This window comes from Sideroxydans sp., from assembly GCF_054604835.1.
Window position 1 is genome coordinate 1 of sequence record NZ_JBTSFG010000004.1, and the last position, 24,494, is coordinate 24,494.

Below are 24,494 nucleotides of genomic sequence, written 5' to 3' on the forward strand. Positions count from 1 at the left end.
GAACGTATTCACCGCGACATGCTGATCCGCGATTACTAGCGATTCCGACTTCATGCTCTCGAGTTGCAGAGAACAATCCGGACTACGATCGGCTTTCTGAGATTGGCTCCCCCTCGCGGGTTGGCGACCCTCTGTACCGACCATTGTATTACGTGTGAAGCCCTACCCATAAGGGCCATGAGGACTTGACGTCATCCCCACCTTCCTCCGGTTTATCACCGGCAGTCTCATTAAAGTGCCCAACTAAATGATGGCAATTAATGACAAGGGTTGCGCTCGTTGCGGGACTTAACCCAACATCTCACGACACGAGCTGACGACAGCCATGCAGCACCTGTGTCCAGGCTCCCTTTCGGGCACCAATCCATCTCTGGAAAGTTCCTGGCATGTCAAGGGTAGGTAAGGTTTTTCGCGTTGCATCGAATTAATCCACATAATCCACCGCTTGTGCGGGTCCCCGTCAATTCCTTTGAGTTTTAACCTTGCGGCCGTACTCCCCAGGCGGTCAACTTCACGCGTTAGCTGCGGTACTAAAGAAGTCTCCTTCCCCAACACCTAGTTGACATCGTTTAGGGCGTGGACTACCAGGGTATCTAATCCTGTTTGCTCCCCACGCTTTCGTGCATGAGCGTCAGTATCGACCCAGGGGGCTGCCTTCGCCATCGGTATTCCTCCACATATCTACGCATTTCACTGCTACACGTGGAATTCTACCCCCCTCTGCCGTACTCTAGCCTTGCAGTCACAAATGCAGTTCCCAGGTTAAGCCCGGGGATTTCACACCTGTCTTACAAAACCGCCTGCGCACGCTTTACGCCCAGTAATTCCGATTAACGCTCGCACCCTACGTATTACCGCGGCTGCTGGCACGTAGTTAGCCGGTGCTTCTTCTGACGGTACCGTCATTAGACACAGTTATTAACCGTGTCCGTTTCTTCCCATCTGAAAGAGCTTTACAACCCGAAGGCCTTCTTCACTCACGCGGCATGGCTGGATCAGGCTTGCGCCCATTGTCCAAAATTCCCCACTGCTGCCTCCCGTAGGAGTCTGGGCCGTGTCTCAGTCCCAGTGTGGCGGATCATCCTCTCAGACCCGCTACAGATCGTCGCCTTGGTAGGCCTTTACCCCACCAACTAGCTAATCTGATATCGGCCGCTCCGAAAGCGAGAGGTCCTTGCGGATCCCCCCCTTTCCCCCTCAGGGCATATGCGGTATTAATCCGGCTTTCGCCGAGCTATCCCCCACTTCCGGATACGTTCCGATATATTACTCACCCGTTCGCCACTCGCCACCAGGTGCAAGCACCCGTGCTGCCGTTCGACTTGCATGTGTAAAGCATGCCGCCAGCGTTCAATCTGAGCCAGGATCAAACTCTTCAGTTTAATCTAGCTATTTTGTTGCAAGTTCTTTCGAACCCGCAGATCTCACTCAAAGCGAATTTACATTTCTGTATCTCCGATCAGTGCGAGGTACTTCTGTATGTCTTGAGTTCGACCCACATCACCTAAGCGATATGCGTCCGCCTCCACACACGTACCCACACTAATCGGTTGTTTTTTCTAACTTTTAAAGAACTTTTTCCGTCTTTCCTTCACCACCGTGGCAGCGAAGAGGTGCGCATTATAGAGACTAAATTATTTCCGTCAACCTAATTTTCACACTATTTATTTCTGCTACTGAAGCGCGATCTTTTTATCGACCTCAAGCAAACGCACTGCTTTGTTTGCTTCACTTCAACTCCGCAACAGCGAAGAGGCGCGCATTATAGGGAGCAAAAATATTGCGTCAATACTTTATTGAAATATTCTGGAAATAATTATCTGGGCACACGATGCCTACGATCAGATTCACTACAATGCTCATATATGAACACTCTCATCCTTGGCATCGAATCCTCCTGCGACGAAACCGGACTTGCGCTCTACCAAGCCGGACAAGGCTTGCTGGCACATACACTGCATAGCCAGATCGCACTACATAATGAATATGGCGGCGTGGTGCCCGAACTCGCTTCACGCGACCATGTGCGCCACGCGCTGCCGCTGTTACGCCAGGCACTACATATAGCCCAGCGCTCGCTGAATGACATCGACGCAATCGCCTTTACCCAAGGCCCCGGCTTGTCCGGCGCATTATTAGTAGGAGCCAGCATCGCTAATGCACTGGCATACACATTGGATGTGCCGACCATAGGCGTGCACCATCTTGAGGGCCACCTGCTCTCGCCGCTGTTATCCGATCCGGCACCATCTTTCCCGTTCGTTGCGCTGCTGGTTTCAGGCGGGCATACGCAACTTATGCGCGTCGATGGCGTGGGGCAGTACACATTGCTCGGTGAATCGATGGACGATGCTGCGGGTGAAGCGTTCGACAAGAGCGCGAAGCTACTGGGACTGGATTACCCGGGCGGCGCCCTGCTGGCCAAGTTGGCGCAGAACGGCACGCCTGGCCGTTTCAAGCTACCTCGCCCGATGCTGCACAGCGGCGATCTCGATTTCAGCTTCAGCGGCCTCAAGACTGCCGTGCTACTGGCCGTACAGAAGAATACGAATGACGATCAGACACGCGCCGATATCGCGCATGCCGCACAAGAAGCCATAGTGGACGTACTCGCCAGCAAGGCATTGTCTGCGCTGGGACAGACCGGATTGGACCAGCTGGTCGTCGCTGGAGGTGTCGGTGCCAACAAAGCATTGCGCGAACGACTGGATACCGCCGTCTCCCGCCGCGGGGGACGCGTGTTCTATCCTGATATGGAGTTCTGCACCGATAACGGCGCGATGATCGCCTTCGCGGGTGCGATGCGCTTACAAAGACAGGCGGGACAGCGCGACTACCGCTTCAACATCAAGCCGCGCTGGGATCTGCGGGAACTGAATTACGCGGACTGAGCTTCCTTCTTCTTGCCGCCGATCTTGCTTTCCTTGCCGGACATCAGGTTCTGGATGTTCTTCTTGTGACGCCAGATCAGCAGCATGGACATCAGCGCTGTCGCGAGCACCAGCTCAGGACGCAGATGCACCAGCATGGCATACACGGGAGCCGCGATCGACGCGACCAGCGCCGACAACGAGGAATAACGGAACACCACCGCCACCAGCAACCAGGTTGCCAGCACCGCCAGGCCCATCCAAACGCTCAACGCCAGCAAAACCCCCAGCGCGGTCGCTACGCCCTTGCCGCCCTGGAACTTCATGAACACCGGGAACAAGTGACCGAGAAAGACTGCCAGCGAGACCAGCGCTACCAATATCAATCCATCGCCATTGTGCGGCGCGAACTTGATAGCCAGATAAACCGCCAGCCAGCCCTTGGCCGCATCACCCAGCAAGGTCAGGATCGCCGCCGCCTTTTTGCCGCTGCGCAACACATTGGTCGCCCCGGGATTGCCGGAACCGTAAGTGCGAGGATCAGCCAGACCGAATGCTTTGCTCATCAGTACAGCGAACGAAATGGAGCCCAGCAGATAGGCGAGCACAACAAAGATCAGGGTGGTCATCTGTAATACCTTAAAATGCGGAGCGCGGATTCTACTCGAATGCGCCCTTGCAACCAAACAAGCACCAGACCTACATATGGACATCATCTTCCTGCGCGAACTCAAGGTCGTGACACTGATCGGCATCTACGAAAGGGAAAAACGCGTCCCGCAGACTTTGCAGATAGATCTGGACATCGCCCTGCCCAACAGCCGCGCCTGCCAAAGCGACGACATCAACGATGCGCTGGACTACGCCCAAGTCGCCCAACATCTGCAGAAGGTACTAAGCGAAGGGCACTTCTCCCTGCTCGAAGCGCTGGCCGAGCATATCGCCCAGATCATCCTCAAGGATTTCAATGCCCCATGGGTCAGGGTCAGTGTCGCCAAGCTGCAAGCCATCCGCAACTGCAAGCAGGTCGGCATCAGCATCGAGCGAGGACAGTGATATAACCATATTGACCTATAGGAATACGGCGTGCCAGTATGCGTCCCGATTCATAGACTCCATTCTTGAACGGCGCACAAGCACAAAGGAAAACCTGATGATTTTCAAGTCAATCTGCCTAGCACTTGCATGCATCGTAACGACACTGCCAGCCCAGGCAGCGAATATCTTCTCTACAAAATACGACTCATATATCAGCCTCAGTTCTGGCCGCTCAAATTCCCCCGGCACCTGCGCCTACATATTGGCGAACGGCGCCAGTTGCTCAGAGAAAGATACGGTATACCGCGTTGCGTATGGACATCAATTCACCTCCAACTGGGGCATAGAAGTCGGTTACGGGGATTTTGGTCGTGCAAGCGAAAAGGGCACCCTACCTGCTACGCCATCCGGTGTTCCCGGAAGTGGCCCCATCCCTTATACATGGGAATGGAGCGCCATAGGCTGGGAGGTCGCCGGAACAGGCACCCTGCACTTGGGCGACTCGCTCTCCATAACCGGAAAGCTAGGAGTTCTCAGCGCAGACATAGGCTCGGAAATAATAGTCACAACCAGCACCAATGAGATCTGGCACAGCGTCACCAGAGACACCAGCACCAATATCAGCCGCGGCCTTGGCATCCGCTATGATTTCAATAAGGATTTTGCACTTCGACTGCAGCACGAGAGCTTCGGAGAACTCGGCAAGACCAAAAAAATCAAGACAACCACCACCTACCTAGGCTTCCTGCTCAAATTCTGACAATACAGGTGTGCATAAAGCATTTGCCCACCCCCCTGTTTTTATGGATAATGCGCGCCCTTATACATATACATCCGTGCGCGTACCCAAGCCGCGCCCAACCTAAAGCAAGGAACACAAAATGAGAGCAGACATCCACCCAACATACGCTGAAGTCGAAGTGACTTGCAGCTGCGGCAACAAATTCAATACCCGCTCCACCATCGGCAAGCCGGCTCTGCACGTTGAAGTCTGCTCCGAGTGCCATCCGTTCTACACCGGCACACAGAAGATCGTGGACACCGCGGGCCGTATCGAGAAGTTCCGCAACAAGTACAACATGGGCGGCAAAGCCGCTGCTTAATGGAATGTCGTTAAGCGCATAGAATAAAAGGCAGCGCAGGCTGCCTTTTTTCTTTCCGGGAGGACATATGTCTCGATCGATCTCTTTCCTGTTCTTCGGTATCGCCGCACTGGCGCTCGCCGGTTGCGCACAGAATCCGGTGACCGGGCAGCAGGATTTCGTGATGATGTCCGAAGCCCAGGAGATCAGCCTGGGCCGCCAAGCCGATGCGGATGTGCGCAAGCAATACAAGGTCTATCCCAATTCCGCCCTGCAAACCTATGTCGACCGCGTCGGTCAGGACCTGGCCAAGCACAGCCACCGCAACAATCTGCGCTATCGCTTCACTGTCCTCGACTCCCCCGAGATCAACGCCTTCGCACTGCCCGGCGGCTATGTCTACATCACGCGCGGCATCATGGCTTACCTCAACTCGGAAGCAGAGATGGCTGCGGTATTGGGACATGAGATCGGCCATGTGACGGCACGCCACGGCGTACGCCAACAGAGCGCATCGCAAGCGACCAACCTCGGCATCCAGCTGGCATCCATCCTCGTTCCTGAATTGAACAATCAGGCATTTCACGACGTAAGCAATTTGCTGGGCGGTGCGCTGCTGTCCGGCTATGGACGCGAGCACGAACTGGAATCCGACCGTCTCGGCGCGCAGTATCTGGCGCGTACGGAATATGATCCGCAAGCAATGATCCGCGTAGTCGGCGTATTGAAGAACCAGGAACTGTTCGATGCCGAGATCGCCAAACAGGAAGGCCGTGAACCGCGCCGTTATCACGGCACCTTCGCCACCCACCCCGACAACGACACGCGCCTGCAGCAAGTAGTCGGCGAAGCCAAGACTCTCACCGTCGTGGATCCCGCCGAGAACCGCGAGGAATATCTGCGCCAGACTGCAGGACTCATTTTCGGCGACAGCGTGGACGAAGGCGTGGTGCGCGACAACCGCTTCATGCACCGCGACCTAGGCATCACACTCATCTTCCCCGCAGATTGGAGTGTGAAGAATCTGCCTGCCCAGCTGCTCGCGCTCAGTCCGAACAACGATGCGCTGCTGCAATTCATGCTGGACCCAAAACCTTCCGGCACCGCCGTGGAATACGCCCGCAGCAAACTAGGCAGGAACGCCAAGATTGCGACCGTGCAGATCGACGGCCACACTGCCGCGCTGGGCGAGATCGACAACACCCTGCTCGGCGTAATCTATGATGCGGGACGGGCTTTTCTGATCCAGGGCAACACCAAGGCGGCACAGACTTTCGCCGCCAATCGCGCAGCGATGGAAGCCACAATCCGCAGCTTCAAGATGTTGAGTGCAGAAGAACGCAAACAGATAAAGCCGTTGACGTTGCAACTCGTCACGGCAAAGCAAGGCGACACCTATGCGGCGCTTGCACAGCGCTCGCCATTGGGGCGCAATGCAGAAAGATACCTGCGCCTGATCAACGCGCAATACCCGCAAGGTGAACCGGTCGCGGGGCAACTGATGAAGGTCGTCGAATAAATGTACGAATACTTCACCAAGCTGAAAGAGCCGGAGATCACACCGCTCAAAGCGGCGTTATTGCTGGCGTTATGTGCCGTCTGGATCTTGACCGGCCTGATCGGACACGACCCGTGGAAACCGGATGAGCTGTATGGCTTCGGCATCGTCTATCACTTCGTCACCAGCGGCGACTGGCTGGTGCCCACCCTCGCCGGACAGCCATATCTGGATAAACCGCCGCTGTATTACTGGACCGCTGCCGCGTTCGCGCAAATGTTCTCCTCGTGGCTGCCGCTACACGACGGTGCGCGACTGGCCACCGGCCTCTACACCGCTCTCACCCTGCTGTTCGCCGGACTGACTGGACGCGAACTGTTCGGCAACAACCGCGGCTGGCCCACCGCCATCATCCTCATCGGCTGCCTCGGCATGCTGGTACGCGGCCATGAGATCCTCACAGACAACGCACTGCTCACCGGTAGCGCGATGATGTTGTACGGCTACGCCTTGAGCCTGCGCAGGCCGCAACTGGCCGGACTCATCATGGGCATCGGCCTGGGCATCGGCTTCATGAGCAAAGGCGTCATCGCGCCCATCCTGTTCTCCGCGATCAGCCTGAGCCTGCTGTCGTTCAGCAACTGGCGCACGCGCACCTATCTCACCACGCTGGGCATCGCCGTGCTGAGCGCCTTGCCGTGGCTGTTGATGTGGCCGATGATGCTGCACCAGCATTCAATCGAGCTGTTCCACGAGTGGTTCTGGACGCGCAACATCGGACGCTGGTTCACCTTCGCTGCCCACGGGCAATTCAACGACACCTTCTATTACCTCAAGTCGCTGCCCTGGATGGCCTGGCCTGCCGCACCGCTCGCCGCATGGACGGTATGGGAAGCACGCAAACGCATGTGGCATGAAGCGGAGTTCCAGTTACTGCTGGTCAGCTTCATCGTGATGCTGGTTGCCCTGAGTTTCGTGCCGGACATCAACGACCAGAACGGCATGCCGATGTTGCTACCCATCGCCTTGCTCGCCACCGCATCACTCTCGACCTTGCGTCGCGGTGCGGCCAACGCGCTCGACTGGTTCGGCATCATGACCTTCGCGCAGATCGCCATCCTGATGTGGTGGGGTTGGGCCGGTCTGCTGCTCGGCTATCACGCCAAGATCGTCAACATGCTGCGCGACTATCAGCCCGGCTTCGAGGCGGAGTTCTACAGCACGCCGTTCTGGATCGCGATCACGGTGACTGTACTGTGGGTGTTCCTGATCTGGCGCGTGGGCCGTTCGGTGCGTCGCTCGCTCATCAACTGGGCCAGCGGTGTCACCTTGCTGTGGATACTCACCATGACGCTGTGGCTGCCCTGGCTGGATAACGGCAAGAGCTACCGCTACATGATCAACGATCTGAACGCCAACCTGCCCAAGCGGTACAACTGCGTCGGCGGTTTGCACATCGGTCAGAGCGAACAGGCCATGCTAGAGTACTTTGGGAAAATCCGACTCGACTACAGCCCGCGCAAGTGCGACCTGTTGCTGGTGCAAGGCGGCGCAGTGGCCAAGCCGATAGAAGACGAGATCGGCTGGGAGAAGTTGTGGGAAGGCGGACGACTGGGCAACACGCAGGAACGTTTCCGCCTCTATCAGCGCCTGCAGCGCATACGCTGAGTCGGTTTCAGCGCGGCCGGTTCACGGCAAGGATACGGATATCTTCCAGCGGCTCTTCACCGCGCGCTAATCGCAGGAAACGTGGAAAGGTGCCGGTCTTGTGCACCACCCAGTCGCCCTCTGCAATCTGCTCGTAACGCCCTAGCTTCGATGTGATCGAAGCCATATCCTTCTCGCTGACTAACAGGTAGTACTTACCGGAAGCCGGCAGCTGTTCCGGGCTGACGGCGGTGAACACCGGCGTGCTGTTGTACACCGCCAGTTCGCGTGAAACGATACCCATGTTGTAGCTGTAGATTGGGGCAGCTGGCATATCTGCCAATCGCTTGTTCGCGTTGTAAGCCACGCTATATGCGGCAAATGTCAGCGCCGAAGTCAGCACTAGGAAGGCATACAAGGCCAGCATGCCGAACAGCGGAAACACCAGCAACACATTGGCACGCATCTGCTGCCGCAGCACGACCGCATACCCCAGCATCGCCAACACCATCGCCGCCACCAGCGACAGCACCGCAGCATGTCCCACATGCACACTCAAGCCGACCGCCAATGCCAGCAGTAAAAGCGTGAATGCAGCTTGCGCAACCAGCAGCGCCCAACCCTCCGGCAAGTTCCGCAGGCGGTCCGACAAAAACTTGCCGCACAGGATGGCCGCAAACGGGAACAGGATCACCGTGTAGTGATCGAGCTGAAAGCTGGTGGCGCTGAACAATGCAAAGGTCACAAAGAACGCACCACACAAGAAAACGAAACCCGAATTCTCATCCACCGACCGCTGCGCGAACTTGCGCACACCCGAGAACATCGACGCGATGAACACCGCCACCCAAGGCAGGAACGCCCACAGGAACACCAACACGAAATAGTAAGGACTCCCGCCCCCGCTCGTATCCTGTATCGGCCCGGAATTGAAGAAACGCCCGAACTGACTATCCCACAAGAAGAACTTGATACCGGAAACATTCGTCTGCCCGAACACCACCTTCTCCGGATGCGCATCGAACTGCAGATACAAGGCAGCCAGTTCCGGCGCGGTGAACAGCAACGACAGCCCGAACGCCAACCACCACTTCACACTCCTCAACTTGCGCCACTGCTTCTGATACATCCACAAGATCACCAACCCGCTGGTGATGGTGATCATCGTGAACACGCCCTTGGTCATCACCGCACCCGCCGTGAACGCCGCGCCGAGCAACAGATACTTCAACCGGGACTGCGCGTCATAACGCAACCAGTAGTAACACGCCCCCATGATGAAGCCGGTCAGGTAAGTCTCCGCCTTCACCTCGATGGAAGAATCCATCAGATGAAACACCGACACATACACCAACACCGACAACCAAGCCGCCTCGCGCCCATAGAACAAACGCGCGATGCGATAAGTGTAATAACCGCCGACGATATGGAACAAAAAGCCCGGCAGGATGTAAGCGAACGTACTCACCCCCAAAAACTCGAATGACAACGCCGTAAGCCAGAACGGCATATGCGGCTTGTCCAGCCAGTCCTTGCCGTCCAGCATCAGGTTCGCCCAATCGTTGCTCAGCGCGATGTGCTGTGACAGCGCCGCATAGGTGATGGAGTCACCACCATTGATGATGGGGGAAAGCATCGCTGCTGCATTGACGAGCAGCGCGAAGAGGGAGAGGTATTTGATATGCGAAAGATTCATGAACCAGCAGCCCTACAAAATTATCTAGTAACGAATGAGTACCGCCCATTTCCCTTGAGCGCCGCCGAGTAGCGCAGGTAAGTCAGGGGGAGTCGGCGAGGACTGTCTGAGCGCGTAGCGCGAGTTCCGCAGCCACCTGACTTGCCAAGCAACTCAGGGGACCCACGAAGTGGGCGGCAAACCAGGGTCGCCTTTTCTTTGGTTACTTTCTTTGGGCGAAGCAAAAGAAAGTACCTTGCCGTCGGGCAACCCCGACGGTTTATGACGAGCCCGCTACGCCTTCTTGTTTACTTTGGATTGACCAATATCAAACACATCTGAATCCAGAACGAAGGTCTCTCTCATCCCATCCGCAGTCATCGATGTCCATAGGATTTCCCGTTGAATCAGGGATTCAACGCCAGCGCCAGGAAGAGATAAGTTATTTACTTGCCCCCAAGTTAGAACACAACCACCACCCATAACAAATGCAGAAACAACAGCTTTTTCGTCTTGGCTTAGTCGGATATATAAGTCTTCTGCATGTTTTCTTTTAGCTTTTCGCTCAGCAGACTCAGAGAATATGGAGTGAAGTGCTGACGCAACTAAACGCACAATGGGGAAAAAAATAATTGAACAGAATGCGGCAATTACCCAGTCTCCCCAGTAGAGGTAGATACAAAGCCCCAACAAGCCAGCAGCAGAGGTGGCAACACTACGGCCAAAATCGGTTTCGGCGTAAACCCGCTCTGCCCATTTATCAAGAGTACTCAAGAGCTCCCCTAGCGCAACTTCACCGTCTCACAAACCACATCCGAATTCTGCCCCCGATTCCTCAATGCATGATCCATCAACACCAACGCCACCATCGCCTCCGCGATCGGCGTAGCCCTGATCCCCACACAAGGATCATGCCGCCCCTCAGTGGAGACCTTCACCGCCTCCCCCGCCTTGTTGATGGAGTTGCGTTCGATGCGAATACTGGAAGTCGGCTTGATGGCATAGCGCGCCACGATGTCCTGCCCGGTTGTGATGCCGCCGAGAATGCCGCCGGCGTGATTGGAGGCGAAACCGTTGGGGGTGAGTTCATCGCCGTGCTGGCTGCCTTTCTGCGTGACGCAGGCGAAGCCGTCGCCGATCTCCACGCCCTTCACCGCATTGATGCCCATCAGCGCATGTGCGATGTCGGCGTCGATGCGGTCGAATACCGGCTCGCCCCAGCCCACCGGCACATTGTGCGCGATGACGGCGAGCTTGGCACCGATGGAATCGCCGGACTTGCGCAGATTGTCCATATAGTCTTCCAGCTGACCGACATAACTGGCGTCGGCGACGAAGAAGCTGTTGCCTTCGGCGCGCACATCGCCCCAGCTCTTGAACGGCACCCTGATCTCGCCGAGCTGTTCCAGATAGCCGAACACTTCCACGCCGTAGGTCTCACCCAGCCATTTCTTGGCGATGGCACCGGCTGCGACGCGCCCCGCCGTCTCGCGTGCCGAGGCGCGACCGCCGCCTCGATGGTCGCGGATGCCGTATTTCTGCCAGTAGGTGTAGTCGGCGTGGCCGGGACGGAAGGTGTCGGCGATGTTGCCGTAGTCCTTGCTGCGCTGGTCTTCGTTGCGGATGAGCAGCGCGATGGGCGTGCCGGTGGTCTTGCCTTCGAACACGCCGGACAGGATCTCGACCGTGTCCGATTCGCGGCGCTGGGTGACGTGGCGCGAGGTGCCCGGCTTGCGGCGGTCGAGGTCGGTCTGGATGTCGGCCTCGCTCAGCTCCATGCCGGGTGGGCAACCGTCGACGATGCAGCCGATGGCCGCGCCGTGCGATTCGCCGAAAGAAGTGACTGTGAACAGGGTGCCGAATGTGTTTCCAGACATGGTGTTATCTCGCTTAATTGATTGGGCAAGTTTAACATGGCGGCACTTACCTAAAACACCGTCATTCCCGTGCAAGCGGGAATGAAGAATATGTTCATTGATACCCACTGCCACCTTGACGCTGAAGAATTCGGCGACACACAAACTGACATCGTGCGCGCCGCACTGGATGCCGGTGTGCACCGCATCGTGGTGCCCTCGGTTGCGCGCGCCAATTTCGACACCGTGCGCGAACTGTGCCAGCGCCTCCCGTCTTGCTCACCCGCCTACGGCATCCACCCGATGTACACCGACGATGCGCTGCCGGATGACCTGACGGCGCTGCGCGACCTGCTGCAGCAACATCGCCCCGTCGCTATCGGCGAGATCGGGCTGGATTTCTTCATCGACCATTTCGACCGCGCGCGGCAGGAGTATTTCTTCGTCGAACAGCTCAAGCTTGCGAAAGAGTTCGACCTGCCGGTGTTACTGCATATCCGCCGCGCGCAGGATGTGATCCTCAAGCATCTGCGACAGCACAGGGTGGTGGGCGGCATCGCGCACGCCTTCAACGGCAGCCGCCAGCAGGCGGACGAATTCATCAAGCTCGGTTTTAAGCTCGGCTTCGGCGGCGCAATGACTTACTCGCGCGCCACCAAGCTGCGCGAACTCGCCGCCACCTTGCCGCTGGAAAGCATCGTGCTGGAAACGGATGCGCCGGACATCCCGCCCGATTTCCTCGAACGCAGCCAGCCGAACAAGCCGGAATACATCGCGCGCATCGCGCAGACGCTGGCCGATCTGCGCGGCATGTCCATCGAAGAGATTGCGCGCATCACGACAGAGAATGTATCTTCCGCGCTCCCCGACCTACCCGTGACCCGCTGACATGCCGCACCGCCATCCCCTCGACGACCTGCACGAACGCCGCTTCGGCGGCCTTGACCGCCTCTATGGCGACGGCTCACGCATGACTTTGCACAAGACGCGCGTCGCCGTCATCGGCGTGGGCGGCGTGGGTTCATGGGCGGTGGAGGCGCTGGCGCGCAGCGGAATCGGCAACATCACGCTGATCGACTTCGACCATGTGGCTGTGTCGAACGTGAACCGGCAGATCCAGGCGTTGGACAGCACGCTGGGCATGGCCAAAACCGAGGCGCTCGCCACGCGCATCGCGGACATCAATCCCGCTTGCCGGGTAACGGCGGTGGATGATTTTCTGACCGAGGAGAACATGCGGCAACTGCTGCCGGCGGATGCGTTCGATGCGGTGATCGATTCCTGCGACGAGGTGAAAGTAAAGGCGGCGCTGATCGTGCATGCGCGTTTCAACAAACTGAAACTCATCGTGTGCGGTGCGGCAGGCGGCAAGCGCGATGCATTGAAACTGCGGCGCGACGATCTGGCACGCACCACGCACGATGCGCTGCTGGCACGCATCCGCACCATGCTGAAGAAGGATTTCAACATCCATCCGCGCAGCAACGGCAAGTTCGGTGTGACCTGTATCTATCTGGAGGAACCGTCGCAGCGCGGCGCGGCCTGCTCGACCGCCGACCTGAGTTGCTCTGGCTATGGATCGGCGGTGACGGTGACGGCAGCCATGGGATTTGCGGCTGCTAGCTGGTGCATCGACAAGTTGCTAATCGTCAAATACTAAACAACCTCCCACGCTTCCACTTCACCCGCCACCGCCCTGAACAAGGGATGCAGCGCCGGTTGCCCGCACTGCCGCAAACGCTCACACGCTGCCGAATCACGCACTTGCAACTTGTTGCGCAGATGCGCCAGCTCGTATGCAATCTGTCCCTGCGTGACCGTGATCTTCCTGCGCGTGGTCTGCGGCCCGATCTTGCTGGCATCAAATTTATAACCGCGCCGCTCGGCTTCGCGCTGCACTGCGCGCAAATAGTCGGCGATGGCGGCCAGCGGCTCGGGGTGCGCGCGGAAGCGCTGCAGTTGCGGGTGATGGCGATAACCCTTGGTCTCGCCGCGCAACACCTTCTGCGCCAGCAGCGTCTCGCGCCACAAAGCAACCAGCCCTTTGACATCGAGATGTTGCGGGTGCAGCGACCAGATGCGCATGGCTTATCTCAACCAGCCTTTGCGCCAGAATATCAACAGCGGGACGATGACCGTGAATGCCATCAGTGACAGCGCGAAGGGGTAACCCAGCTTCCATTGCAACTCGGGCATGAAGCGGAAGTTCATGCCGTAGATGGACGCGATCAATGTGGGCGGCAGCAAGGCGACCGACACCACTGAGAACAGACGCACGATCTTGTTCTGGTTGATGTTGATGAAGCCGATGACGGCATCCATCAGGAAGTTGATCTTGTCGAACAGGAAGGCGGTGTGCCCGTCCAGCGAGTCGATGTCCTGCTGGATCTGGCGCACCTCGTCGACCTGTGCGGCACTCAATGATTTGGTGCGCAGCAGGAAGGACAATGCACGGCGGATATCCATCACGTTGCGGCGGATACGCCCGTTCACATGCTCGGCATGGGCGATCTCGGCCAGCGCCTCGCGCGCCTGCGCATCGCTCAAAGTGTCGTTCAACACACTCCGGCTCACCCGCCCCAGATCGGCATACACTTCTTCCAGCGCATCGGCGGAGTACTCGATGTCCATGCCGAACAGGTCGATCAGCACATCGCGACTGTCCTCTATCGGCCCGGATTCAGACTGCATGCGCAGCCGCAACAAGCGGAAGATGGGCAGGTCTTCTTCGTGGATGCTGATCAGTGTCGTGTCCGCCAGCACGAAGGCCACCGCTACGCTGTGCGCGTGACTTTCGGTACCCAGCAGGAAATCGGAACGCAGATGCAACCTGCCTTCCTGTTCATAGAAACGCGCACTGGCTTCGATGTCGCGCAGATGCTCGGGGCTGGGCAGATGTAACCGGAACGACTGCTGCACATGCGCCACTTCTTCGTCGGTCACACCGTGCATGTCTATCCAGACCGGCTTGAGCGCGGCCAGATCGGCATCCGTCTCGATGGACAGACGCTGCAGGCGACCGTTGTTCAGCGTGAATGCGTAGAGCATGTTCCTCCTCCAAATGTAGCAACCATTCTATGCCTGCACCCCGAAGCGGCACAGCACTTCGTAACGCGCACCTTGCGCATCCCCCAGCGATTGCACCAGCACGAATTCGCGGCAGCGCCAGCGCACGGACGGCATGGGCGGCAGCGGCGCATCCGTCCATTGCGCATGGCGCAACAGCGTGACATGCGGTTTGTATGGCCGCTGTTCAAAATGGAATGCATGCTTGCGCAGACTCTCCTCCAGTCGGGCGACCAGCACGACCAATTCATCCGGTGTCGTCGCGGGTGCCGCGTAGACGATGTGGTTATGCCCCCAGTAATGTGCGCCGACCAGATCGAGATCGAATGGCTGAGAATCCAGCTCTTGCGCGATTAGGCACAAGGCTTCCAGCCGCGCTTCTGGCACTTCACCCAAAAATGCCAAGGTGCAATGCAGGGTCTCATCGCGCATGGCTTTGCCGCCGCACAAGGCTTGCAGCGGCGCCTGCCATGCCGACAGCGCGGCACGCTCGGTGGCGGCGGGCCACAGGGCAAAGAACACCCGGCGGGTAGTTTCAGGGGCGGATTCCATGCGATAGATGCTACCGCCATATGCGCGTCGGGGTCGAGTAAGAACGCACATTCGGGTAGAATGCGCGCCTTGTAACAGGGGCTACCTGCATGAACGCGCGTTTACGTGAAATACCCTACAACTACACCTCCTTCTCCGACCGTGAGATCGTGCTGCGCCTGCTCGGCGCCGAAGCCTGGGAGATCATCAACACCCTGCGCGCGGAACGCCGCACCGGACGCTCGGCACAGATGCTGTATGAAGTGCTGGGAGATATCTGGGTCCTGACACGCAACCCCTATCTGGAAGACGACCTGCTCTCCAACCGCAAGCGCCGCCATGCCCTGATCGGTGCGCTGCACCATAGACTGAACGCCATCGAAGCGCGCAGACAGGACAACGAAGTGGTCAAGCGCCTGCTCGAACTCACCACTGCTGCGGTGGAAAGCTTCGCCGAAGATTTCGAGATCACGCTGAAACTGCGCAAGCGCACGCTGCGCTCGCTGGCGCGCATCACCCGCCGCGACAACATCCAGTTCGACGGACTGGCGCGCGTATCGCATGTCACCGACGCCACCGACTGGCGCGTGGAATACCCCTTCGTGGTGCTCAATCCGGACAACGAGGACGAGGTCGCGCCGCTGGTGCGCGCCTGCATCGAACTCGGCCTGACCATCATCCCGCGCGGCGGCGGCACCGGCTATACCGGCGGCGCCGTACCGCTGGATAAGTATTCCGTGGTGATCAACACCGAGAAACTGGATGCGATCTCGGCGGTGGAACCCATGGTGCTGCCCGGTCACGACCAACCCTATGCCACCATCCATTGCGGCGCGGGCGTGGTGACGCGGCGCGTGATGGAAGCGGCGGAAGCAGCCAATCTGGTGTTTGCGGTCGACCCAACCTCGGCGGACGCTTCCTGCATCGGTGGCAACGTGGCCATGAACGCGGGCGGCAAGAAAGCCGTGCTATGGGGCACCGCGCTGGACAATCTGGTGTCGTGGAAGATGGTCGCGCCGGACGGACGCTGGATGCAGGTCGAGCGCATGGACCACAACTTCGGCAAGATCCACGATGCCGAACATGCCACCTTCCGCATCAGCCGTTACGACCGCCACGACAAACCGATGTCGGGTCAGCCTGTGACCCTGACCATTCCGGGCAACGCCTTCCGCAAGACCGGACTGGGCAAGGATGTGACCGACAAGTTCCTGTCCGGCCTGCCCGGCATCCAGAAAGAAGGCTGCGACGGCATCATCACCTCGGCGCGTTTCGTGCTGCACCGCGCACCGGAACACACGCGCACCGTGTGCCTGGAGTTCTTCGGCCAGGTGCGTGAAGCGGTGCCCGCCATCGTGGAGATCACCTCTCTGCTCGACAACCGCGCTGGCAAGCAAGTGCTGCTGGCCGGACTGGAACATCTGGACGAGCGTTATCTGAAGGCGGTCGGCTACGCGACCAAATCCAAACGCGGCGCCCGCCCGAAGATGGTGCTGATCGCCGACGTGGTGAGCGACGATGAAGCGGCGGTCGGTGCCATGGCATCGGAGATTGTGCGCATCGCCAACTTGCGCCACGGCGAAGGCTTCATCGCCGTCTCCGCCGACGCGCGCAAGAAGTTCTGGCTGGACCGCGCGCGCACCGCCGCCATCGCCAAACACACCAACGCATTTAAGATCAACGAGGACGTGGTGATCCCGCTGCCGCGCATGGGCGACTATTGCGACGGCGTGGAGCGCATCAACATCGAGTTGTCGCTGCAGAACAAGATCAAGTTGCTGGATGCGCTGGATGAATTCTTCGCGGGCGAGTTGCCGCTGCATTATCAGGACGACGCACAACTGGGCGATGCCGAGTTGCTGGGTGAGCGTCCGCAGGCCGCGCGCAAACTGTTGACCGAAGTGCGCGCACGCTGGAGCTGGCTGCTGCAACATCTGGATGCGCCGCTGAGCGACTGCCCGTTCGCACCGGAAGACAAGCAGGACGCCGTCACCGTGTTCGACGCGGTGCAACGCCATCTGCTGCGCGCCTCCTGGAAGCGCGAACTGCGCGAACCGCTGCGCAATATCTTCAGCGGTAGCACTTACCAACTCATCCTCGACCAGTGCAATGCCACCCACCAGCGCGTGCTGAAGAGCCGCGTGTTCGTAGCACTGCATATGCATGCCGGCGACGGCAACGTGCATACCAACATCCCGGTCAACTCCGACGACTATGCCATGCTGCAACAGGCGAACGGCGCGGTGGATCGCATCATGCAACTGGCGAAAGACCTCGGCGGCGTGATCTCCGGCGAGCACGGCATCGGCATCACCAAGTTCGACTTCCTCGATGAGAAAGAGATCGCGCCGTTCATCGCCTACAAGCACAAGGTCGATCCGGACGGACGGTTCAACCGCGGCAAGCTGATGCCGGGCAGCAATCTGGAACGAGCCTACACACCCAGCTTCAACCTGATGGAACTGGAGAGTCTGATCCTCGAAAAGAGCGAGCTGGGCGACATCTCCGACTCGATCAAGGATTGCCTGCGTTGCGGCAAGTGCAAACCTGTGTGCTCCACGCATGTGCCGCGCGCCAACCTGCTTTATTCGCCGCGTAACAAGATCCTCGCCACCTCGCTGCTTATCGAGGCCTTCCTGTACGAAGAGCAGACGCGGCGCGGCGTGTCCATCCGCCACTTCGACGAGTTCAACGATGTGGCCGACCATTGCACCGTGTGCCACCGCTGCGAGAAACCCTGTCCGGTCGACATCGACTTTGGCGACGTCTCGGTCTCCATGCGCAACTTCCTGCGCAAGCAGGGGCAGAAGCGGTTCAATCCGGTCACCTCAACCTCTATGCTGTTCCTCAATGCCACCGATCCGGCCACCATCAAACTGGTGCGCAAGGTGATGATCGAATGGGCGTACAAGGGGCAGCGTTTGGCGCACCGGTTAGCCAAGCGCTTCGGGCTGCTCAACGGCCAGACCAAACAGCCGCCTGCCACCGTGGGCAAACCGCCACTCAAGGCGCAGGTGATCCACTTCATCAACAAGCCCATGCCGGGCGGCCTGCCGAAGAAGACGGCGCGCGCCTTGCTCGACATCGAGGACGACACCGTGGTGCCAGTGATCCGCAATCCGCATACCCTGAACGAGGAATCGGAAGCGGTGTTCTATTTCCCCGGCTGCGGTTCCGAGCGTCTGTTCTCGCAGGTGGGATTGGCGACACAGGCCATGCTCTACAACCTGGGCACGGTCACTGTGTTGCCGCCCGGCTATCTGTGCTGCGGTTATCCGCAGACGGCTTCCGGCAATGCCGACAAGGGCAGCCAGATCACCACCGACAACCGCGTGCTGTTCCACCGCGTGGCTAACACGCTGAACTATCTGGACATCAAGACGGTGATCGTGTCCTGCGGCACTTGCATGGACCAGCTGCTGCAATACCAGTTCGACAAGATATTCCCGGGCTGCCGCTTGCTCGACATCCACGAGTATCTGCTGGAGAAGGGCGTGAAGCTGGACCAGCCGACCGGCGTGCGCTACATGTATCACGAGCCTTGCCACACACCGATGAAGACGCACAAGTCACTGGACGTGGTGAAGTCGCTGATGGCGACCGACGTGCCGCTGAACGACCGTTGCTGCGGCGAAGCGGGCTCCTTCGGTGTAGCGCTGCCGCACATCGCGACGCAGGTGCGCTTCCGCAAGGAAGAGGAACTGCGCAAAGGCAGTGCCGACCTGCGCGCTGACGGCTACGAAGGCGAGGTGAAGATACTGACTTCATGCCCCGCCTGCCAACAAGGCCTGTCGCGCTATACTGATGACGTGGACGCCGCTGCCGACTACATCGTGGTGGAGATGGCCAAACACCTACTGGGCGAGAACTGGCAGGCGGAATACGTGATGTTGGCCAACGAGGGCGGCATCGAGCGCGTGTTGTTATAGAAAGGGTGAGCATGCTGGCACTGGAACCGACTGACGATCTGGCCAAACCGGCATTCCACGATGTCGAAGGTTGCAAGAAGTGGTTGAGCCAGCTGCAACTGACCAACATCGGCATCGCACAGGGCACGCTGCGCAAGCAAATAGACGAACTGAATCGCTACGCGATGAAGGGAGAGATACGCCTCGCCATCCTCGAACAGTTGCGCACCCCTGTCGCGCAACTGCAAAGCGATTTTGCCAATCGCCTCATCGGCAAACCCTTGCCGCTCACGGACGACGAACACATGCTGCTGACCGCGCTCGGCAGCATGTGGCAAGCCATGCAGAATGGCTACTTGCGCTGCCTGCAGAGCGCGGCCGCCGGCGATGCGCAGATGGAGAAGCGGCGCGCCAAGCTATGGCAACGCAGCCTGTACTACGGCATGCAGCAGATCGCGGAATACACCCGCGCCGGATACGAACCGGATCGCGCCACTTGGCAGCAATTCCATGCGCTGTATCTGAACATCGAATCTTCCGGACTACAGAACGAGTCCGTCAAGGATGAGCATTTCCACGACAAGTATCCGCTCAGCTGCCAGACGCTGTATCTGACCACCCTGCTGATGCACCGCGCGCGCTTGCTCGGTCTGACCCGCGAGCAACGGTATACGGCAGAGCATTGGTTGCTGCTGTGGGCAGACACACTTGTCCTGTTGCAGCGCTGCACGGCCACCAAGGAAGATGCGCCGCCGCTGGTGGTGGATCTGGAAAGCTATCGCGGTCTGCAATCCGCCGCGCATGCCCGTGCTTCGGCAGGTATGCGCTGCCTGCCGATGGTGCCGCTATCAAAGCAGATCCGCATCAAGACCATCCTGCTGCAACAGGGCCAGACACCGAAGAAGGTAGACCTGACCACCGACTTGTCCGGCAAGGAATGTATCGATCTGCTGGGTAGATTGCACCAGTGCTGGTGCGAGGCAAGAGCGGACACGCTGGTGGAGATGCCGCGCGAAACGAGTTCGGCAAATATGTGCGTCGGCCTGGAAAAGATCTACTCCCATATCGCGGGCAAACCGTTCAAGCCGGTGAAGGATGTGGGCAAAGCCATGCAGGATGCGCAGGTTCAGATCGCCACCTTCGGTCGCGTGCTGGATGAGACCGGGCAGCATGACCTGAAAGAACTGGGCTTCCTGCCCGAGGATTGGCTGGTGGAAGAGAACACCCTGCTACGCGGCCGCCTGTTGAGAAGCTCTCCGACGGGTGACCGCATGGCGGCCCATCACATCATCAGCATATTCACTGCGGATTCCCGCGTGCACAAAGCAGGTGTGATCGACCGCATCGAAGTGGCCCACAGCGGCCAACTCTACGTGACCGTGCATTACTTGCCGGGCCAGCCGCAAGCCGTGATCGCCAATGCGGCAGAATCCACGCAAGCCATGCTGAAATCCGGCTCCGCGCCTTGTTTGATGTTGCCGGCCATGGAGAAGCTGCGTATCCCGGCCAGTCTGGTGATGCCGCGCGACTGGTTCCAGGCCGGACGCGAGATCGACCTCACACTGGCCGACCGCAGCAAACAGAAGGTCAGGCTGGGCATCAGTGTGGAGCGCGGCGTGGATTACGAGCGCGTCAGTTTCAAGCCTGCCTGATACTGCACGCTCAGTTCTGCATACGGGCAACGGGGAAGATGATGGAGAACGTGCTGCCCCGCCCTTCCTCACTGACGATGTGCAGCCTCGCCTGATGGCGCATGGCGACATGCTTGACGATGGCCAAGCCTAGCCCGGTACCTCCTGTCTCGCGCGAACGGCTGCGGTCCACGCGATAGAAACGTTCGGCCAGTCGCGCAATGTGTTGCTGGGCGATGCCAATACCGCTGTCCTGCACGGCGAATACGGCATGTCCGTCGTGCTGCGACCAGCGCACCTGAATGTCACCGCCATCGGGGGTATAGCGGATGGCGTTGCTGACCAGATTGGAAAACGCACTGCGCAATTCGTCACGGCTACCGCTCAGGTCCACGCCGCAATTCTCCTGTAACTCGATGCGGTGTCTGCCGTTGCTCAGCAGTTTTCCGTCGCGCATGACTTCGTCCAGCAGCGCCCCCACCTCCACCTTCTCTTCGCGCAAGCGGTTCTGATCGTCTTCCAGCCGCGACAAGGTCAGCAGGTCGTCCACCAGATGCTCCATACGGTCGGTCTGCTCGCCCATCAGATACAGGGCGCGCTGCGCCATCTCGTTGTCGCGGCTGGGCATGTCCTGCAGGGTCTCGACGAAGCCGTTGACGACCGTGAGCGGCGTGCGCAATTCGTGCGAGACGTTGGCCACGAAGTCGCGCCGCATGGTCTCGATACGCTGCAACTGGGTGATATCGCGACTGATGAGCAGGCGCTGGTTCTCGCCATAGGAGATCAGCTTGATGGAAAGGATCAGATCGTCCTGACGCGCACCGTGCAACACCAGCGGCTTGCCGAACTCGCGTGCCGCAAGGTATTGCACGAAGGCCGGCTGGCGCGCCAGATAGGTGATCTGTTGACCGATGTCGTAATCGCTATCCAGCCCGAAATGTATCGCGGCCAGCGGATTGCACCATTCGATGCGGTCCGCATCGTCCAGGATGACCACCCCTTCCGGCAGCGCCGCGGTGGCCTGCTCCATCTGCTCAAGGGAGGCGATATGTCTTTCGCGCTGCAAACGGTTGGTGCGCACCATCTTGTTCAAATGAGAGAACACTTCTTCCCACAGGCCGGAGCCATCCGGCAAAGCCAGCTTCTCGGGGTCTTTCAACCAGCGCAGCAGAGCGGCCAGATTGCGCAGATGATGCAGCGATCGCAACGACATCCCGACGGCGAACACGAATACCGCCGGCAAGGCACCCGCGATGGCCCACACCAGCAACGAGAACAGGAGCAGGAAAAAAGGATAGAAGAAAGCGCGTTGCCAGAAATCGCTCACGGCGTGATCTCGTTATTGGACGGCGGCATTATACGGTGGGAATCCGCCGCGGCCAGTCTCCGTGCTCAGGTTCTGGAGAAGCGATAGCCGCTGCCGCGCACGGTCTGCACCATCTTGTCGGTTTCCGTGGGTTCAAGCGCCTGACGCAGGCGGCGGATATGCACGTCGACGGTGCGCTCTTCGACGAACACATGGTCACCCCAGACCTGATCGAGCAACTGCGCACGGCTATAGACGCGCTCGACATGGGTCATGAAGAAATGCAGCAGGCGGAACTCGGTGGGGCCGAGTTCGATGTTCGTGCCGTTGGCGGAGACACGGTGTGTGGTCGGCGAGAGCTCGATGCCTTCCACGCGCACGGTCTCGTCGCTCATCTGCGGGGCGCGGCGGCGCAGTACGGCACGGATGCGCGCCATCAGTTCGCGCGGCGAGAACGGCTTAGTGATGTAATCGTCCGCCCCGGATTCCAGCCCCAGGATCTTGTCGCGCTCGTCGGTGCGCGCAGTCAGCATGATGATGGGGATGTCGCGTGTGCGGGAATCCGCGCGCAGCTTGCGCGCGATCTCGACACCGGACGCGCCCGGCAACATCCAGTCGAGCAGGATCAGGTCCGGTAATGCACGATTGATATGTGCGAATGCGGAAGTCGCGTCTTGTGCCTTGATCGCGCGGAAGCCGCATTGCGCGATATTGAATGCCAGCAACTCCTGAATCGCCGGTTCGTCTTCCACCAGCAGGATATCGGCTGTCGTCATCGTGTGCTCCATCTCTCTTTACGGTTCGCCGACGATGGTATGAAACTATTGTGACAGTAACATGACAGCGGATATTACGATGTTGGCTACACTGTTTCGCGCGCCGGACTTTCCGGCTTTGAAAGCAGAGAGCCGAGAACCATACCGACAATGCTCATCAAGAACCCGGCAAATTGGGGCGGCAGCGCCGCCTCGGGCGCGATGAACTCCATCGGCAACCAGGCTGCCACACCCAGCCCCATCGCCCAGTAGGCACCCTGCGTCGTGGCGCGTTTCCAGTACAAGCCTGCCACCAGCGGCGTGAAAGCCAGCACCAGTGTCACCTTGTAAGCGTTCTCCACCATCTGGTGGATGCCGGTGTCCTGATCCAGCGCCCACAAAGCATAGAGCGTGACGCACACAGAGAAGATACCCACCACCCAGCGCGTCATCACCAGCATCTTCTTGTCGGACAGGTTCTTGCGGGTGAGCCAGCCCTTGAGCACGTTCTCGGACAGCGTGACGGAAGGCGCTAGCAATGTACCGGAGGCGGTACTCATGATCACCGACAGCAGCGCACCATAGAAGACCACTTGCGCGAACAGCGGCAGATGGACCTTGACCAGTTCAGGCAGCAGCTTCTGGCTATCATCCGCCATCCACTGCGCGGTCAAAGCCGGGTCTATCAGGTTGGCGGAATAGGCCATGAACAGTGGTACTGCCGCAAAAAGGAAATATGCCACGCCGCCCAGCACCGTGCCCCACACCGCCACGTTCTCGCTCTTGGAGGCATTCGCGCGCTGGAACACGTCCTGCTGCGGGATGGAGCCGAAACCCATGGTCAGCAGCCCGGAGATGAAAGCGACCATAGCCACCGCGTTCAGATCGGGCCAGAAGTGGAACTTGCCGTTGTCCACCGCATGCTGCACGACCGGCGCGACACCGCCTGTCATTTCCGCCAGCAACATTGAGATATAGATGAGGCCGATGACGATGACGATCATCTGCACAAAGGTGGTGAGCGCCACCGACCACATGCCGCCGTACAGGGTGTACATCAGCACGATGGCCGCGCCGATGAGGATGCCTTGCGCCTGTGTGATGCTGCCGTCCGACAGCACGTTGAACACCAACCCCAGCGCGGTGACCTGCGCAGACACCCAGCCCAGATAGGACAAGGCGATGGCGATGCCGGCGATGACTTCGACCTTGTGACCGAAACGCTCGCGGTAGAAATCTCCGAGGGTGAGTAGGTTCATGCGATACAGCTTGCGCGCGAAGAACAGGCCGAACAGGACCAGACACAGCGCGGCGCCGAACGGGTCGGAGATCAGCCCGCCCAGATCCTCTTCCATGAACGTGGCGGGGATGCCCAGCACGGTCTCGGCGCCGAACCAGGTGGCGAACACCATAGCCAGCACGATGTACATCGGCAAGGAACGCCCGGCGGTGATGTAGTCGCGCGCGTTATGCACCTTGGTAGCGGCATACATGCCGACGCCGATGGAGAGGATCAGATAGAGAAAGACGAAGCCGACCAGCATGATAAGGATCCGCATGAATTGAGAACGACGCGGATTCTAGCAGCCTTGAGCACGATGCAAAAAGGCTCCCGAAGGAGCCTTTTCGTC

General features: G+C 59.0%; 20 protein-coding genes and 1 rRNA gene. 10 read left to right on the forward strand and 11 right to left on the reverse strand.

All coding sequences use genetic code 11. The annotated features are described in order from the left end of the window. Window positions 1–1,382: ribosomal RNA gene (locus tag ACYCZ5_RS07480) — 16S ribosomal RNA — on the reverse strand; the annotation flags it as partial. 483 nt (window positions 1,383–1,865) lie between these two features. Here ACYCZ5_RS07480 and tsaD point away from each other — a divergent pair. Continuing rightward, window positions 1,866–2,891: a tRNA (adenosine(37)-N6)-threonylcarbamoyltransferase complex transferase subunit TsaD gene (gene tsaD, locus ACYCZ5_RS07485; RefSeq protein WP_461544173.1), complete on the forward strand. Its 1,026-nt coding sequence runs from the start codon at window positions 1,866–1,868 to the stop codon at window positions 2,889–2,891. Here tsaD and plsY read toward each other — a convergent pair. Next, complete coding sequence (plsY, locus tag ACYCZ5_RS07490; RefSeq protein ID WP_461544174.1) at window positions 2,879–3,499, reverse strand: glycerol-3-phosphate 1-O-acyltransferase PlsY; 621 nt, start codon at window positions 3,497–3,499, stop codon at window positions 2,879–2,881. The two genes, tsaD and plsY, sit on opposite strands and share 13 nt — an antisense overlap. 76 nt (window positions 3,500–3,575) lie before the next feature. Between plsY and folB the strand changes: the two genes are divergently transcribed. The 5 genes from folB to ACYCZ5_RS07515 all read left to right on the forward strand — a co-directional run bounded on the left by folB (window position 3,576) and on the right by ACYCZ5_RS07515 (window position 8,156). Then, the gene (gene folB / locus ACYCZ5_RS07495) at window positions 3,576–3,926 is read left to right on the forward strand and encodes a dihydroneopterin aldolase (RefSeq protein WP_461544175.1); all 351 of its coding nucleotides are present in this window, start codon (window positions 3,576–3,578) and stop codon (window positions 3,924–3,926) included. A 97-nt stretch (window positions 3,927–4,023) separates the two neighbouring features. Then, complete coding sequence (locus tag ACYCZ5_RS07500; protein ID WP_461544176.1) at window positions 4,024–4,668, forward strand: outer membrane beta-barrel protein; 645 nt, start codon at window positions 4,024–4,026, stop codon at window positions 4,666–4,668. Between the two features lie 121 nt (window positions 4,669–4,789). Continuing rightward, a complete protein-coding gene (gene rpmE / locus ACYCZ5_RS07505) occupies window positions 4,790–5,011 on the forward strand; it encodes a 50S ribosomal protein L31 (RefSeq protein ID WP_461544177.1) in 222 nt (73 codons plus the stop codon). A 67-nt stretch (window positions 5,012–5,078) separates the two neighbouring features. Beyond that, window positions 5,079–6,509 (forward strand): M48 family metalloprotease, encoded by a 1,431-nt coding sequence (locus tag ACYCZ5_RS07510; RefSeq protein WP_461544178.1) that lies wholly within the window; start codon window positions 5,079–5,081, stop codon window positions 6,507–6,509. Beyond that, window positions 6,510–8,156 (forward strand): ArnT family glycosyltransferase, encoded by a 1,647-nt coding sequence (locus ACYCZ5_RS07515; protein ID WP_461544179.1) that lies wholly within the window; start codon window positions 6,510–6,512, stop codon window positions 8,154–8,156. A 7-nt stretch (window positions 8,157–8,163) separates the two neighbouring features. On the opposite strand, the gene ACYCZ5_RS07520 is transcribed toward ACYCZ5_RS07515, so the two are convergent. From ACYCZ5_RS07520 to aroC, 3 genes are all read right to left on the reverse strand, one after another. Further along, the gene (locus ACYCZ5_RS07520; RefSeq protein WP_461544180.1) at window positions 8,164–9,831 is read right to left on the reverse strand and encodes an ArnT family glycosyltransferase; all 1,668 of its coding nucleotides are present in this window, start codon (window positions 9,829–9,831) and stop codon (window positions 8,164–8,166) included. 273 nt (window positions 9,832–10,104) lie between these two features. Beyond that, window positions 10,105–10,584 carry a hypothetical protein gene (locus ACYCZ5_RS07525; RefSeq protein ID WP_461544181.1) on the reverse strand — a complete coding sequence of 160 codons (480 nt, stop codon included), beginning with the start codon at window positions 10,582–10,584 and terminating at the stop codon, window positions 10,105–10,107. A gap of 8 nt (window positions 10,585–10,592) precedes the next feature. Then, window positions 10,593–11,687 (reverse strand): chorismate synthase, encoded by a 1,095-nt coding sequence (gene aroC / locus ACYCZ5_RS07530; protein WP_461544182.1) that lies wholly within the window; start codon window positions 11,685–11,687, stop codon window positions 10,593–10,595. Window positions 11,688–11,777: 90 nt separating this feature from the next. Between aroC and ACYCZ5_RS07535 the strand changes: the two genes are divergently transcribed. Together ACYCZ5_RS07535 and ACYCZ5_RS07540 are read left to right on the forward strand one after the other, a co-directional pair. Then, complete coding sequence (locus tag ACYCZ5_RS07535; RefSeq protein ID WP_461544459.1) at window positions 11,778–12,554, forward strand: TatD family hydrolase; 777 nt, start codon at window positions 11,778–11,780, stop codon at window positions 12,552–12,554. A gap of 1 nt (window position 12,555) precedes the next feature. Further along, a complete protein-coding gene (locus ACYCZ5_RS07540) occupies window positions 12,556–13,326 on the forward strand; it encodes a tRNA threonylcarbamoyladenosine dehydratase (protein WP_461544183.1) in 771 nt (256 codons plus the stop codon). Here ACYCZ5_RS07540 and ACYCZ5_RS07545 read toward each other — a convergent pair. Genes ACYCZ5_RS07545 through thpR form a run of 3 tightly spaced genes read right to left on the reverse strand, consistent with a single transcriptional unit; the run spans window position 13,323 to window position 15,284 of the window. Then, a complete protein-coding gene (locus ACYCZ5_RS07545; protein ID WP_461544184.1) occupies window positions 13,323–13,751 on the reverse strand; it encodes a pyrimidine dimer DNA glycosylase/endonuclease V in 429 nt (142 codons plus the stop codon). The two genes, ACYCZ5_RS07540 and ACYCZ5_RS07545, sit on opposite strands and share 4 nt — an antisense overlap. A 3-nt stretch (window positions 13,752–13,754) precedes the next feature. Further along, entirely contained in the window at window positions 13,755–14,714 is a 960-nt protein-coding gene (gene corA / locus ACYCZ5_RS07550) for a magnesium/cobalt transporter CorA (RefSeq protein ID WP_461544185.1), read from the reverse strand. Window positions 14,715–14,741: 27 nt separating this feature from the next. Continuing rightward, a complete protein-coding gene (thpR, locus tag ACYCZ5_RS07555) occupies window positions 14,742–15,284 on the reverse strand; it encodes an RNA 2',3'-cyclic phosphodiesterase (protein WP_461544186.1) in 543 nt (180 codons plus the stop codon). An 89-nt stretch (window positions 15,285–15,373) separates the two neighbouring features. Here thpR and ACYCZ5_RS07560 point away from each other — a divergent pair, with 89 nt between their 5' ends. Next, window positions 15,374–19,192, forward strand: a complete 3,819-nt coding sequence (locus tag ACYCZ5_RS07560) for a DUF3683 domain-containing protein (RefSeq protein WP_461544187.1) — start codon at window positions 15,374–15,376, stop codon at window positions 19,190–19,192. A gap of 11 nt (window positions 19,193–19,203) precedes the next feature. Then, window positions 19,204–20,823: a hypothetical protein gene (locus ACYCZ5_RS07565; RefSeq protein WP_461544188.1), complete on the forward strand. Its 1,620-nt coding sequence runs from the start codon at window positions 19,204–19,206 to the stop codon at window positions 20,821–20,823. Window positions 20,824–20,833: 10 nt separating this feature from the next. Here ACYCZ5_RS07565 and phoR read toward each other — a convergent pair whose 3' ends face one another. The 3 genes from phoR to ACYCZ5_RS07580 form a co-directional block, all read right to left on the reverse strand. Then, window positions 20,834–22,129 carry a phosphate regulon sensor histidine kinase PhoR gene (gene phoR / locus ACYCZ5_RS07570; RefSeq protein WP_461544189.1) on the reverse strand — a complete coding sequence of 432 codons (1,296 nt, stop codon included), beginning with the start codon at window positions 22,127–22,129 and terminating at the stop codon, window positions 20,834–20,836. A gap of 65 nt (window positions 22,130–22,194) precedes the next feature. Beyond that, entirely contained in the window at window positions 22,195–22,884 is a 690-nt protein-coding gene (phoB, locus tag ACYCZ5_RS07575) for a phosphate regulon transcriptional regulator PhoB (protein WP_461544190.1), read from the reverse strand. A gap of 86 nt (window positions 22,885–22,970) precedes the next feature. Then, the gene (locus ACYCZ5_RS07580; RefSeq protein WP_461544191.1) at window positions 22,971–24,422 is read right to left on the reverse strand and encodes a high affinity choline transporter 1; all 1,452 of its coding nucleotides are present in this window, start codon (window positions 24,420–24,422) and stop codon (window positions 22,971–22,973) included. Window positions 24,423–24,494 lie beyond the last annotated feature (72 nt).

What these genes read in the sequence shown, in the direction of transcription:
- ACYCZ5_RS07540 (WP_461544183.1), top strand. Translation starts at nt 12,556, where the DNA reads ATGCCGCACCGCCATCCCCTCGACGACCTGCACGAACGCCGCTTCGGC.
- ACYCZ5_RS07500 (WP_461544176.1), top strand. Translation starts at nt 4,024, where the DNA reads ATGATTTTCAAGTCAATCTGCCTAGCACTTGCATGCATCGTAACGACA.
- folB (WP_461544175.1), top strand. Translation starts at nt 3,576, where the DNA reads ATGGACATCATCTTCCTGCGCGAACTCAAGGTCGTGACACTGATCGGC.
- ACYCZ5_RS07560 (WP_461544187.1), top strand. Translation starts at nt 15,374, where the DNA reads ATGAACGCGCGTTTACGTGAAATACCCTACAACTACACCTCCTTCTCC.
- ACYCZ5_RS07510 (WP_461544178.1), top strand. Translation starts at nt 5,079, where the DNA reads ATGTCTCGATCGATCTCTTTCCTGTTCTTCGGTATCGCCGCACTGGCG.
- rpmE (WP_461544177.1), top strand. Translation starts at nt 4,790, where the DNA reads ATGAGAGCAGACATCCACCCAACATACGCTGAAGTCGAAGTGACTTGC.
- ACYCZ5_RS07545 (WP_461544184.1), bottom strand. Translation starts at nt 13,751, where the DNA reads ATGCGCATCTGGTCGCTGCACCCGCAACATCTCGATGTCAAAGGGCTG.
- plsY (WP_461544174.1), bottom strand. Translation starts at nt 3,499, where the DNA reads ATGACCACCCTGATCTTTGTTGTGCTCGCCTATCTGCTGGGCTCCATT.
- ACYCZ5_RS07535 (WP_461544459.1), top strand. Translation starts at nt 11,778, where the DNA reads ATGTTCATTGATACCCACTGCCACCTTGACGCTGAAGAATTCGGCGAC.
- phoB (WP_461544190.1), bottom strand. Translation starts at nt 22,884, where the DNA reads ATGACGACAGCCGATATCCTGCTGGTGGAAGACGAACCGGCGATTCAG.
- ACYCZ5_RS07580 (WP_461544191.1), bottom strand. Translation starts at nt 24,422, where the DNA reads ATGCGGATCCTTATCATGCTGGTCGGCTTCGTCTTTCTCTATCTGATC.
- tsaD (WP_461544173.1), top strand. Translation starts at nt 1,866, where the DNA reads ATGAACACTCTCATCCTTGGCATCGAATCCTCCTGCGACGAAACCGGA.
- aroC (WP_461544182.1), bottom strand. Translation starts at nt 11,687, where the DNA reads ATGTCTGGAAACACATTCGGCACCCTGTTCACAGTCACTTCTTTCGGC.
- ACYCZ5_RS07520 (WP_461544180.1), bottom strand. Translation starts at nt 9,831, where the DNA reads ATGAATCTTTCGCATATCAAATACCTCTCCCTCTTCGCGCTGCTCGTC.
- thpR (WP_461544186.1), bottom strand. Translation starts at nt 15,284, where the DNA reads ATGGAATCCGCCCCTGAAACTACCCGCCGGGTGTTCTTTGCCCTGTGG.
- ACYCZ5_RS07515 (WP_461544179.1), top strand. Translation starts at nt 6,510, where the DNA reads ATGTACGAATACTTCACCAAGCTGAAAGAGCCGGAGATCACACCGCTC.
- corA (WP_461544185.1), bottom strand. Translation starts at nt 14,714, where the DNA reads ATGCTCTACGCATTCACGCTGAACAACGGTCGCCTGCAGCGTCTGTCC.
- ACYCZ5_RS07565 (WP_461544188.1), top strand. Translation starts at nt 19,204, where the DNA reads ATGCTGGCACTGGAACCGACTGACGATCTGGCCAAACCGGCATTCCAC.